This window comes from Kaistia soli DSM 19436, assembly GCF_900129325.1.
Lineage (GTDB): Bacteria > Pseudomonadota > Alphaproteobacteria > Rhizobiales > Kaistiaceae > Kaistia > Kaistia soli.
Genome location: NZ_FQUP01000001.1, coordinates 350,631 through 363,054, shown reverse-complemented (window position 1 = coordinate 363,054; position 12,424 = coordinate 350,631). Strand labels below are relative to the sequence as shown.

Sequence of the window (12,424 nt, the reverse complement as noted above, 5' to 3'; positions counted from 1 at the left end):
GCATGACCGACAAGAGCGCCGAGCCCCCGCACCACCACCACGAGAGCGAACACGATCCCCTCCCGAAGTCGGGCGCCACGCCGAGCGGCATCTCGGCGCTGTCGGTGCGGCGGCCGGTGCTCGCGATCGTCGCGAATGTCCTCATCATCGTTGCCGGTCTTGCCGCGATCGGTGGCGTAGAGATCCGCGAGCTGCCGAATATCGACCAGCCGGTCGTCACCATCACCACCACCTATGACGGCGCGACGCCGGATACGATGGACAAGGAGGTGACCAGCGTCATCGAGAACGCCGTTGCGGGCGTGTCCGGCTGGACCGACATCCAGTCGCAATCGACGAGCGGACGCAGCCGCGTCACGGTTCAGTTCTCCGACGCGACGGACATCAATGTTGCGGCCAACGACCTCCGCGACGCGGTCGGCAACGCTCAGCGCAACCTGCCGACCGACGCCGACCCGCCGACGATTGCCAAGGCCGATACCAACGGCGACGCGATCATGCGGCTTGCCGTCACCTCGCCGACCCAGAATATCGAGCAGTTGACGCAGCTGGTGAACGACGTCGTTGTCGATCGCCTGAAGTCCGTGTCCGGCGTCGCGACCGTGCAGGTCAATGGCGACCGGTCGCCGATGATCAGCATCTATGTCGACCCGATGCGGCTGGCGGCTTACGGCCTGACCGTCGCCGATCTCAAGACGGCGCTTGCGACCGTCGCGCTCGACGTGCCGGCCGGCAATCTCACCGATACCAACCGGGCGATGTTCGTCCGCGCCGATGCGAGCGTCAAAGGCGCCGACGACGTCAAGGCGATCCGGATCAAGGGCGACACGCGCGTCAGCGACGTCGCCGATGTCGTCTTCGGCCCGGCCGCGAAGTCGTCCTCGCTTCAGGTCAATGGCCGCACGGGCGTCGGCCTCGGCATCGTGCGCCAGGCGAGCTCCAACACGCTGACCATTTCTTCGGGCATCCGCGAGGCGGTCGAAGAGATGAAGGCGACGCTGCCTGCCGATGTCAGCATCCGCATCACATCCGACGACGCCGATTTCATCGCGGGCTCCTTCGAGGAGGTCGAGCGCAGCCTCGTGCTGTCGATCGCGATCGTCATCGGCATCATCTATTTGTTCCTCGGCTCGCTCCGCACGACACTGATCCCGGCGGTGACTGTGCCAATCTCGCTGCTCGGCACCATCGCGGCGATGTATCTGATGGGCTTCTCGCTCAACATCCTGACGCTGCTGGCGCTCGTGCTCGCAACCGGCCTCGTCGTCGACGACGCCATCGTTGTGCTCGAAAATATCGCCCGGCGCCGGCATGAAGGCATGGGGCCGCGCGCCGCTGCCGTTCTCGGCGCCAAGCAGGTGTTCTTCGCGGTTATCTCAACGACGGCGACGCTTGCCGCGGTGTTCATCCCGATCTCCTTCTTCAAGGGGACGGCGGGCCGGCTGTTTTCCGAGTTCGGCTTCGTGCTCGCCTTCTCGGTTGCCCTCTCCGCCTTCGTGGCGCTGACGCTGGTGCCGATGCTGGGCTCGCGCCTGCTAAGCGCCGATGATCATACCGGCGAAGGCAAGGGCAACCTCTTCAACAGGGCGCTCGGCGCCATCGGAAAGCGCGGCCACAAACTCTATGAACGGCTGCTCGACGCTTCGCTGCAGGCGCCGCTGGTCGTTATCCTGATCAGTGTGCTGTTCGCCGGCGGCGCGTTCATCGCCTTCGAGCAACTGCCGCAGCAGTTGACGCCGCAGGAAGACCGCGGCGCGGTGATCGTCTCGCTTTCGACGCCGCAGGGCTCCACGGTCGACTACACGCAGGGTCAGATGCAACTGGTTCAGGCAGCGGTGCAGCCGCTGCTCGATTCCGGCGAGGCGACGAACTCATTCTCGATTTCGGGCAATTTCAACAGCCCGAACAGCGGCTTCATGTTTGTAACGCTGGCGCCCTGGAGCGAGCGTCATCGTAGCCAGCAGGCGATCGCCGCCGAGGTGGCCGCCAAGGTCCGCAACATTCCGGGCGCCGTGGTCAACATCCGCCAGCCGAACAGCCTCGGCATCCGCGGCGGCGGCCAGGGCCTGACCTTTGCCGTGACCGGTCTCGACTATGACACGATCTCGAAGGGCGCAACGGACCTCATCAACACGCTGTCCGGCAATCAGGCCTTTTCGAATGTCCAGCTCAACTACGATCTGAACCAGCCTCAGCTTCAGGTGAAGATCGACCGCGACCGTGCCGCGGATCTCGGTGTCTCCGTCGCCGATGTCGGCACGATTGTCTCGACGCTGCTCGCCAGCGCCGATATGGGCGATTTCTATATCGGCGACGACAAGATCAACATCCGCGCCCTGGCGCCGGATGGGCTGATCGTGACGCCGAGCGATCTCGAGAATGTGCAGGTCCGCACCGCTGGCGGCACGATGATCCCGCTGTCTTCTGTCGTCACGGTCAGCGAGGAATCGACCTCACCGACGCTGGCGCGGCAGTCGCAGCGCCGCGCCGTGCCGATCACGGCCACGCTCTCGCCGGGAGTCGATCTCGGCTCGGCGATGGGTATTCTCGGCGAGGCGGCCAAGCAGCTACCGGCCGGCCTCGGCATCGTCTATACGGGCGAGGCGGCGACGCTCAACGAAACGTCGAGCGGCGTCCTCACCACCTTCGGCTTCGCGGTGATCATCATTCTGCTGGTGCTCGCGGCGCAGTTCGAGAGCTTCGTCGCGGCGGCGATCCTCTTCGCGACCGTGCCGTTCGGCGTCGCGTCCGGCATCTATGCCATCCTGCTCTCGGGCGGTTCGCTCAACATCTACAGCCAGATCGGGCTGGTGATGCTTGTCGGCCTGATGGCGAAGAACGGCATCCTGATCGTCGAATTCGCCAACCAGCTGCGCGACGAGGGGCTCTCGGTTCGCGACGCGATTCGTGACGCCTGCCTCATCCGCCTTCGTCCGGTGCTGATGACCATGATTGCGACCGTGCTCGGCGGCCTGCCTCTGATCCTGACCGGCGGCGCGGGGTCCGAGGCACGGGCGGCGCTCGGCTGGATCATGGTCGGCGGGCTCGGTTTCTCCGCACTTGCGACCTTGTTCCTGACGCCTGTCGCGTTCCTGCTCCTTGCCGGCTTCAGCAAGCCACGCGTCGCGGAGGAGGAGCGTCTGATGCGCGAGCTTGCGGCCGCCGAGGCCGATGATCGTCGCCGCCGCAAGGAGGACACGGACGCGGCGGAGGCCGAACCGCGGCCGCCGCTGCAGATCGCGGCTGAGTGAGGCATCATGGCACGTGTCCCCGCCACCGATGACGAACGCAAGGCTGCCAGCGCGGCGCCGATGCGTTATCGTCTCATGATCGGCGGCAAGGCGGAATCGGCGGCCGGCGCGGCTGGGGCAAGAGACGAAAGCTCATCCTTGAGCGAGATCGACGAAAGAGCGGCGGCCGACGCGGTCCGGAGCGATGAGGCCTTGATGCGCGCGGTTGCCGATGGCGACGGCGAGGCATTCGGCCGCGTCATCGCCGCCGAGGCGCCACGGCTGACCCGGTTCGTCGCCGCTGTGCTGGGCGATCTCTCCGAGGCCGAGGAGGTGGTCCAGGAGGCGCTGATCCGGCTCTGGCGCAATGCCGAAGCCTGGGAGCCGCGTGGCCGCATCGGGACATGGCTGCACCGCGTCGCCTATCGCCTCTCGATCGACCGGCTCCGCCGGCGGCGGCCGCATATCGATATCGACGAGCTCGAAAATGTTCTCGAAGATGATGCGCCGACGCCGGAAAGGCAGTTGGTGCGCGTTGAAGATGTAAGGCTTGTGCATGAGGCGCTCGATCGGATGCCGGATCGGCAGCGAGCCGTGATCGTCCTCGCGCATTTCCAGGAGCTGAGCCAGGCAGAAGCCTCGGCCGTGATGGGCATGAGCCAACATGCCTACGAATCCCTGCTCGCCCGCGCCCGGCGCCGCCTGCGCGGCCTGCTAGCGGGGGAGGAGACGGGAGACCGGGAGGAATGGACGGAATCATGAGCAACACCAGCGAGCACGATACCGAGCCCCTTCACCATGGTCCGATCGGTCTGCGCGACGCCGTCGATCATTGGGGCGCTGATCTCGGGCGCTGGCCCGATGGCGCGCTGGCGCGGCACGGGCGCGAAGCCCTGCTGGCGGATCGCTCCTTCCGGGCCTATCGGGACGGGGCGCATGCGCTCGACATCCGGCTGAAGACCGCGGCCGCCGCCCTCGATGCGCGCATCGCCGCAGGTTCGCTCGATCGCATCCGTGCCGGCGTTCTCGCCAAGGCGGCGCCGCGCCCCGTGCGCTGGCATCGCCGCCTCGCCGCGGCCGCGGCCGTTGTCGTTGTGGCCGGCGCACTTGGTGGCGCCTCGAGTCTGGTCTTTGCCCCGCAAAGTGAGGACATGCGCGTCGCGAGCGTCGTCCAGCTCGACCCGCTGCTGTTTGGCCCCTCCGAGTTTGGTTTCTGATGACGATCGACCTAAAGCCGCGGCGGCGGCGGATCAGCTGGCTGTGGATGGCGCTGGTCTGCTCGCTGGCGATCAACGCCTTCGTGCTCGGCGCCTTCGTCACGGAACGACTCGGCTTCCGCCATACCGATAGCGGTCCCCGCGCCGTCAAGATGGAGCTGCGCTGGCTGAAGGACCGGCTCTCGCCGGATTCGGTAACGGCGATCGAGTCCTCGCTCGACACGCTGAAGCCGGACGTGGTGGCCCGTCTTCAGCGATTGAAGACGCTGCGCACCGAGCTCGCCGTGTTGGCGGCAGCCCCCGAGCCCGACCGCGCCGCGATCGACGAGCATCTGCGGGAGATCCGCATCGAGGTCGGGGCCATGCAGGAGCAGATCCAATCGCGAACCTTCGACGCGGTTCTCGCTCTGCCTCCTGATCAGCGCGCCGCGCTCGGCAAGCAGCCGGCAGATTAGGCTAGCCGCTGCAGACGGACGATGGCGGCGCGGTGGAGCCTCGAAAGAAAAGGGGCCGCAAAAGCGGCCCCAGTTGGGAGGAGACCGTGTTCCTGTTCAGCGCGGCGCGAGCAGACGCTCGGCGTCGGCGGCCGTCAGCGGAGCCGGTCGCTCGGTCGTCGTCGAGAGCGTGATCACCTGGCGTGACGCCGCCGCTTCCAGCACGGAAACCATGACGTCGAGCGCGTGAAGGGCGACTCGGCCCGAGCAGCGCGGCTCGCGACCGGATTCCGCCGCATCCAGCATGTCGGCGACGCCGAGCATGCGGTAATTGGCGTGGCCGCCCCAGTTGCTCTTGCCGAAGGGCGCATCAGCCGTCTCGATAGCGGCGAAATCGCCACCGCGCTCTGAAACCTGGATCGTGCCGCCGAAGAAATTCGGATCGGGGACCAGCATGGTGCCTTCGGCGCCATAGAGCTCGATCGGGTTGACGTGGCCATGCTTCCAGACGTCCCAGCTCGCCGCGAGCGTGACCTGCGCGCCGGTCTTGAACTCGAGGACGGCATTGATCGTCGTCGGCGTGCCAACGGGCACGGTCTTGCCCTTGAGCGGGCCCTCGGCCGTCACCAGCCGCTCCTCGAAACCCTTCGAGGCGAAGGCGGTGACATGCGTCACCGGCCCGATCAAGTTGACGAGCGCAGCGATGTAGTAGGGGCCAAGATCGAGGATCGGGCCGCCGCCGGGCTGGAAGAAGAAGCCCGGATTGGGGTGCCAGTGCTCCATGCCGTGGCTCATCACATGCATAGTGCCGGAGACGATACGGCCGATCTTGCCCTCGTCGATGAGCTTGCGGGCCGTCTGGCCACCGCCGCCGAGGAAGGTGTCTGGCGCGCTGCCGAGCTTCAGGCCGCGCGCGTCAGCCTCCGCCACCAGCTTCTTGCCGTCCTCGACCGAAAGCGCGAACGGCTTTTCGGAATAGGCGTGCTTTCCGGCCGAGAGAATGGCGTGGCTGATCTCGTAATGCGCCGAGGGGATGGTCAGGTTGATGACCGTATCGATCTCAGAATCCTGCAGCAGTTCGTCGACCGTCAGGGCGCGGACGCCGAAGGCATCGGCGCGGGCCTTGGCGGCCGCCGGCGCGATGTCAGCGACGGCGACGATCTTGGTGCCCGGAAACAGCGGCGCGAGCTTCAGATAGGCCTCGGAGATGTTGCCGGCGCCGATCAGGCCGATCTTGTGAATGGTGGTCATGACAGCTCTCAGACGGCGAAGGACTTGATGGCGGCGAAGGAGCGCTCGGCAAAGCGCTTCCAATCGGCCGGGTTGTCATGCTCGGCAACGAGCACGCCGGCCTTCGGCGCCTTCTGGATATGCGGCCACAGCGCGGCCCAATCGACGACGCCCTGGCCGACATCGGCCCAGCCATCCTCGGCGGTCGTGCCGGCCGGCGCGATATCCTTGATGTGGAAGGCAATGACCTCGGAGGCGAGCTTGTCGATCTCCGGTGCCGCGTCCTTGCCGGCGCGAACGACCCAGCCGAGGTCGAGCTCTGAAGCGACGCCATTGCCGATCAGATGGTCGATCGGGCGCGAGCCGTCGGACAGCGTCGCATACTCGAAATCATGGTTGTGATAGCCGAGGCCGAGGCCGGCAGCCTTCACCGTCACTGCGGTCGCGGCAAGCTTCTCGCCGAGCTTCTTCCAGCCATCGACATCAACAGGCCGCTCTTCGGCGCCGAGATAGGGGATGACGATCGTATGGGCACCGATGGTCTTGGCGATGTCGATGAAGCGCGCCGTCTCGCCGGTCACGCCGTCCATCGGCGCATGGAAAGTCGGCGTCACCAGGCCGACCGCGTCCACCTTGGCGCGATAGCCCGCCGGATCCTCGCCATAGAGCGGATAATAGGGCTCGACCGCGTCATAGCCGATCTTCGCAAGACCCTCGAGCACCGTCTCGAGCGGCGGAAAATTGCGGGCTGAATAGAGCTGGAACGAAATCTTGTGCTTCGGCATGAAGGCTCTCGTGAAGCTAGCGGTGGAGGGGCGGGGGAGCGAGGCTCCGGAGCCCGGGGAATCAGAGGCGTGCGCCGCTGGTTTTATCGAAGATCGATGCCTGCGAAGGCGAGAAGAAGGCGTCGACGGTGACGGGTGTCGTGACGTGATCGTCGCCATCGATGCGCACCGCGAACTGTGTTCCCGAAACATGGCCCCAGACAAGGCTGTCGGCGCCCATCGGCTCGACGAGATTGAGGCTGATCGGCAGGATGGTCGCGTCCTCGCCCTTTTCCTTGAGATCGACCTGCTCGGGACGGATGCCGATCGTCGCGGGCTGCTCGTCCTTGGCATTGCCTGAAAATTCGTAGCCGCTGATGTCGAGCCGGGTTCCGTCCGAGAGCACGAAGCCTGGCGCGCCCGCGCCAAGCGAGAGCGTGCCATCGACGAAATTCATGCCCGGCGATCCGACGAAGCCTGCGACGAAGCGGTTGACCGGCCGCCGATAGATTTCCTTCGGGCTCGCCAATTGCTGGATCACGCCGCCATTCATCACGGCGATGCGGTCGGCGAGGGTCAGCGCTTCGATCTGGTCATGCGTCACATAGATCATCGTCGAGCCGAGCTCGTGATGCAGCCGCTTGATCTCGACGCGCAGTTCGGTGCGCAGCTTCGCGTCGAGATTGGAGAGCGGCTCGTCGAACAGGAACACCTCGACATCGCGCACCAGCGCACGGCCGATGGCAACGCGCTGGCGCTGGCCACCCGAAAGTTCGGAGGGGCGGCGATTAAGCAGCGGCTCGATCTGCAGGATCTTGGCGGCCTTGGCGACGCGTTTCTCGATCTCCTCGCTCGGCGTCTTCGCCATTTTGAGGCCGAAGGAGAGATTGCCCTTCACCGTCATGCGCGGATAGAGCGCGTAGGACTGGAACACCATGCCGATGCCGCGGTCCTTCGGCTCCTCCCAGGTGACGTTCTTGCCGCCGATCCAGATCTGACCTGCGGTGACGTCGAGGAGGCCGGCGACGGCGTTCAGAAGCGTGGACTTGCCGCAGCCCGATGGCCCGAGCAGGACGATGAACTCGCCTTCGGCGATGTCGAGGTTGAGCGTCTGCAGGACCCGCAGCGTGCCGAAATCGATCTCGAGATCGCGGATGGAAACGGTGGCCATGGATTACCCCTTCACGGCGCCGGCGGCGATGCCGCGAACGAACCAGCGACCCGACACGAAATAGACGACGAGCGGGACCAGCGCGGTCAGGATGGTCGCCGCCATGTTCACATTGTATTCGCGCTCGCCCGTCGTCGTGTTGACGACATTGTTGAGCTCGACGGTCATCGGGAAATTCTCGCGCCCGGCGAAGATCAGGCCGAACAGGAAGTCGTTCCAGATCCCGGTCACCTGCAGGATCACCGCCACGATGATGATCGGCGTCGAGAGCGGCAGCATCAGGCGGAAGAAGATCGCCCAGAACCCGCCGCCGTCGACGCGCGCCGCCTTGAAGAGATCGATCGGGATGCCCGCGTAGAAATTGCGGAACAACAGCGTCATCAGCGGCAGGCCGAAGATCGTGTGCACCACGACGATGCCGGGCAGCGAATTATAGAGACCGACCGTCGAGAGCATCCGGACGAGCGGATAGAGGAACACCTGATAGGGAATGAAGGCGCCGAGCAGCAGCACGGCGAACAGGAAGTTCGCGCCCTTTGGCCGCCAGAAGGAGAGGGCGTAGCCGATCGTCGCACCAAGGGCGATCGAGACGATGACGCTCGGCACGAGGATGCGGAACGAATTCAGGAAGCCGACCTTGATGCCCTCGCAATTCACGCCGGTGCAGGCATAGGTCCAGGCCTTGATCCACGGCTCGATGGTCGGCGCCAGGGGGAACGAAAACAGATTGCCGAGGCGGATCTCCGCCATCGGCTTGATCGAGGTGATCACCATGACATAGAGCGGCAGCAGGAAGAACGCCGCGGAGACGACGAGGAAGGCGTAGACGCCGATCCGCGCCGGGGTGATACGCGAGGGACGCGGACCCTGCGGTTCCATGGTCGTGGTCGACATCATGCACCTCGCCCGCGCTGGCCGCGGAAATATTGCGAATAGAGCCAGGGCGCCAGCACCACGAGGACGGTGACGAACATCACGGTCGAGGCTGCGGTCGCGAGGCCGACATTCTGGCGGTTGAACAGATAGTCGATGACGAACTTGGCCGGGACTTCGGTCGAAATGCCGGGTCCGCCGCCTGTGAGCGCAATCACGAGGTCGTAGACCTTCACCACCGCCGTCGCGAGCAGCACGGTCGCCGTCACGAACATCGGCGAGAGCATCGGCACGATGATGTGGAGATAGACGCGCCAGGTTGGGATGCCGTCCACTTTGGCGGCCTTCCAGAGTTCCTGGTCAACGCCGCGCAGGCCCGCCAGAAGGATGGCCATCACGAGGCCCGAAGCCTGCCAGATGCCCGCGATCGCGATCACGTAGATCGCGCGGTCGCCGCGCACCAGCCAGTCGAAGGTGAAGTCCTGCCAGCCCCAGTTGCGCACCGTCTGCTGCACGCCGAGCGTCGGGTTCAGTGTCCACTGCCAGACAAGGCCGGTGACGATGAATGACATGGCATAGGGATAGAGAAAGATGGTCCGGAAGACGCTTTCGGCGCGGATCTTCTGATCGATGAAGACCGCGAGCAGAAACCCGAAGATCAGGCAGCCGATGATGAAGCAGGCGCCAAAGATGAACAGGTTCTGTCCGGAAATGATCCAGCGATCGGTCGCAAACAGCCGCTCATACTGTTTCCAGCCGACGAAGTCGTAGGTCGGAAAGACCTTGGTGCTGGTGAAGGAGATCCGGATCGTCCAGGCGATCGTTCCGAGATAGGCGAAGATCACGATCAGCCAGGCGGGTAGCAGGGCGATCTGGGCCGCGATCGAGCGGAAAAAGCGCGGTTTCATGCTGGTCCTCCGGCCAAGCGCTGGCGATAGACTGGCAGGGCCAGCCTAACACGCGCTGAAGGGGCTGGGGCGAGCGTCGTGCGCTCGCCCCGTTGCCGTTTTACTTGGCGCCTTCGACGATCGAAGCGATCGAGGCGACGAAGTCGTCGGAGGTCTTCGACTTGTCGGAGAAGAAGCTCGCGATCGCGTCGGTGAACGAACCCGAGACGTCCGGCGAGATCAGGATGTCGGTCGATTCGACGACATTGCCGGCCTTGGCGAGCGCAATGCCCTGGGCGGCGCAGGCATCGACCTTGGAGAGGTCGACATCGTCACGAACCGGGATCGAGCCCTTCTTGTTGTTGAAGGCGACCTGAGCTTCCGGCGAAAGCAGGACCTTCTCGAGCAGCTTCTGCGCCTTGGTGGCTTCCGGATCCTTGTTGACCGGGAACACGAAGACGTCGCCGCCGATCCAGAATTCCTGATTGCCGAGGCCCGGGATGCAGCCGACATCGGTGCCCGGCGTCTTGCCGGCGGCAATCACTTCGCCCTTGGCCCAGTCGCCCATGAAGTTGAAGCCGGCCTGGCCGGTGACGATCATGGCGGTCGCCTGGTTCCACTGGCGACCCTGCATGCCGCTATCGGTATAGTCGCGCAGCTTCGCGAAGATATCGGCGACCTTCTTGAACTCGGGCGACTTGACGGCGTCGACGTCGAGATCCTTGTAGATCTTGTAGTAAAGGTCCTTGCCGCCCGCGCCGATCAGCACGTTGTTGAAGGTCAGCACCTGCGTCCAGGCATCGCCCGACTGGGCGACCGGGACAATGCCCGCGGCCTTGAGCTTGTCGCCGGCTGCGAAGAACTCGTCCCAGTTGGTCGGAGCCTTGGCGCCGGCCTTCTCGAGCGCAGCGGGCGAATACCACAGCCAGATATTGGAGTGGATGTTCACGGGCGCGGCGTAGATCTTGCCGTCACGCGTCACGGCGGCGAGCACCAGCGGATTGATGTGCTGCTTCCAGCCTTCGGCGTCGGCGACATCGTCGAGCGGCGACAGGAGCCCCTGCGTGACGAGTTCGTCGAACTGCTTGCCGGTGTTGAACTGCATCGCGGTCGGCGGGTTGCCGCCGACGATGCGGTTGATGCCGGCCGTACGGGCCGCGTCACCGCCGCCGCCAGCCACCGCCGCGTCGACCCATTCGCCGCCCGCCGCATTGAAGGCTGCTGCGAACTGCTGTACCGCGGCGGCTTCGCCACCCGACGTCCACCAGTGAATCACTTCGGCCTTCTCAGCCGCACCGGCCGAGCCGACCATCAACGCAACCATAGCGGCAGCGCCAAACATAGCCTTGGTCATATGCTTCATCAGAATCCCTCCCAGGTTCAGGCGCAGAAATTGCACTACGCCGATTACGACTGACGGCCGCCTCTCTCCCCGAGATACTGGTCGTCCGAATTCTTGTAATCGATTACATCTACTGTATGCTTCCTGGGTCGGCTGTCAACGCCAACTTATTTTGCACCGCAAAAGAAAGTCGGCCGACGGGGTAGGAGACGGGTGGGGCCATGTCTGATGACGAGATCGCGTCGATCGCGCGAACCGTGACGATTCAAGACGTTGCAAGGCTCGCCGGCGTGTCGACGGCAACCGTGAGTCGTGCCCTTGCTCTGCCCGACCGCGTTGCAGAGGCGACGCGCGAAGCTGTGTTTTCAGCGATCCGCGAGACGGGCTACACGCCGAATGCTGCAGCGCGGTCGCTGCGCGCCAAGGCGACGCGCATGGTTTTGGTGCTGCTGCCGGGCCTCGGCAACTCGTTCTTCACCCCGGTCCTGGACGCGCTCGAGGAGGTTTTTTCGAGCAAGGGCTATGGAGTGCTCGTCGGCTATGCCCGGCAAAGCCGCAGCCGCGAGACCCATTACGCACGGTTGATTCGCGGTGGACAGGTCGACGGCGTCCTCGTCATTACCGGCAATGTTCCGCGCGACGAGGAATTTGTGGCTATCCCAGAATCGGTGCCGATCTCACTAATGTTTTCCGACATTCCCGGCACCGATCAGTTCTCGGTGTTTGATGTCGACAATCGCCTGGCGTCGGCGACGCTGGTTCGACATCTGATCGCGGAAGGCCACAGCCGCATCGCGCATATCGTCGGCCCCGAAGGCAGCCTCGAATCGCATGAGCGCCTTGCCGGCTTCCGAGATGCCCATGCCGGGGCCGGCCTTGCGCTTGATGAAAGCCTCGTCTGGCGCGGCGCGGGCAATTTCGATTTCGTATCGGGCGACCGGGCGGTTTCCGACTATCTTGCGGCGGGCGCGCGCCCGACGGCCGTCTTTGCCGCCGCCGACGAAATCGCGCTCGGGTTCATGCGCGGCCTCAAGAACCACGGCGTCTCCGTGCCCGGCGATGTATCTGTCGCCGGCTTCGACGACACGGAGTATGCCGAGCACTATGATCCGGCGCTGACGACGATGCGGCAGCCGCGAACCGAGCTTGGCCGTCTTGCCGCCCACGATCTGTTGCGTCGGATGATGGCAAAGGGCGAGACACTGCCACGGACGCATCTGCGCCTACCCTGCGAACTGATCATCCGCGAGAGTGTCAGAAGGCTCTAGGCAGCAGC

Annotated in this window: 11 protein-coding genes; 5 read left to right on the top strand and 6 right to left on the bottom strand. The window is 64.9% G+C overall.

Annotated features, from left to right (window positions below):
• Positions 1-2: 2 nt before the first annotated feature.
• The 4 genes from BUB39_RS01750 to BUB39_RS01735 are packed head-to-tail and all read left to right on the top strand — an operon-like array spanning position 3 to position 4,902.
• Entirely contained in the window at positions 3-3,251 is a 3,249-nt protein-coding gene (locus tag BUB39_RS01750; protein WP_073051324.1) for an efflux RND transporter permease subunit, read from the top strand.
• A gap of 6 nt (positions 3,252-3,257) precedes the next feature.
• Positions 3,258-3,992 (top strand): RNA polymerase sigma factor, encoded by a 735-nt coding sequence (locus tag BUB39_RS01745; protein WP_244540120.1) that lies wholly within the window; start codon positions 3,258-3,260, stop codon positions 3,990-3,992.
• A complete protein-coding gene (locus BUB39_RS01740) occupies positions 3,989-4,447 on the top strand; it encodes a hypothetical protein (RefSeq protein WP_139251309.1) in 459 nt (152 codons plus the stop codon). The genes BUB39_RS01745 and BUB39_RS01740 overlap by 4 nt, the downstream gene beginning before the upstream one ends.
• Entirely contained in the window at positions 4,447-4,902 is a 456-nt protein-coding gene (locus tag BUB39_RS01735; protein WP_073051322.1) for a periplasmic heavy metal sensor, read from the top strand. Before BUB39_RS01740 ends, BUB39_RS01735 begins: the two co-directional genes overlap by 1 nt.
• Before the next feature lie 96 nt (positions 4,903-4,998).
• Here BUB39_RS01735 and BUB39_RS01730 read toward each other — a convergent pair whose 3' ends face one another.
• From BUB39_RS01730 to BUB39_RS01705, 6 genes are all read right to left on the bottom strand, one after another.
• Positions 4,999-6,132, bottom strand: coding sequence for a Gfo/Idh/MocA family protein (locus tag BUB39_RS01730; protein WP_073051321.1), 1,134 nt, complete (start codon positions 6,130-6,132; stop codon positions 4,999-5,001).
• 8 nt (positions 6,133-6,140) lie between these two features.
• Positions 6,141-6,896, bottom strand: a complete 756-nt coding sequence (locus tag BUB39_RS01725) for a sugar phosphate isomerase/epimerase family protein (RefSeq protein WP_073051320.1) — start codon at positions 6,894-6,896, stop codon at positions 6,141-6,143.
• 61 nt (positions 6,897-6,957) lie between these two features.
• On the bottom strand, positions 6,958-8,046 hold the full coding sequence (locus tag BUB39_RS01720; protein ID WP_073051319.1) for an ABC transporter ATP-binding protein: 1,089 nt from the start codon (positions 8,044-8,046) through the stop codon (positions 6,958-6,960).
• A 3-nt stretch (positions 8,047-8,049) separates the two neighbouring features.
• Positions 8,050-8,943 carry a carbohydrate ABC transporter permease gene (locus tag BUB39_RS01715; protein WP_425292884.1) on the bottom strand — a complete coding sequence of 298 codons (894 nt, stop codon included), beginning with the start codon at positions 8,941-8,943 and terminating at the stop codon, positions 8,050-8,052.
• Positions 8,940-9,827 carry a carbohydrate ABC transporter permease gene (locus BUB39_RS01710; protein ID WP_073051317.1) on the bottom strand — a complete coding sequence of 296 codons (888 nt, stop codon included), beginning with the start codon at positions 9,825-9,827 and terminating at the stop codon, positions 8,940-8,942. Before BUB39_RS01710 ends, BUB39_RS01715 begins: the two co-directional genes overlap by 4 nt.
• A gap of 100 nt (positions 9,828-9,927) precedes the next feature.
• Positions 9,928-11,169, bottom strand: a complete 1,242-nt coding sequence (locus BUB39_RS01705; protein ID WP_073051316.1) for an ABC transporter substrate-binding protein — start codon at positions 11,167-11,169, stop codon at positions 9,928-9,930.
• 200 nt (positions 11,170-11,369) lie between these two features.
• On the opposite strand from BUB39_RS01705, the gene BUB39_RS01700 reads away from it, so the two are divergent.
• On the top strand, positions 11,370-12,416 hold the full coding sequence (locus BUB39_RS01700) for a LacI family DNA-binding transcriptional regulator (protein WP_073051315.1): 1,047 nt from the start codon (positions 11,370-11,372) through the stop codon (positions 12,414-12,416).
• Positions 12,417-12,424 lie beyond the last annotated feature (8 nt).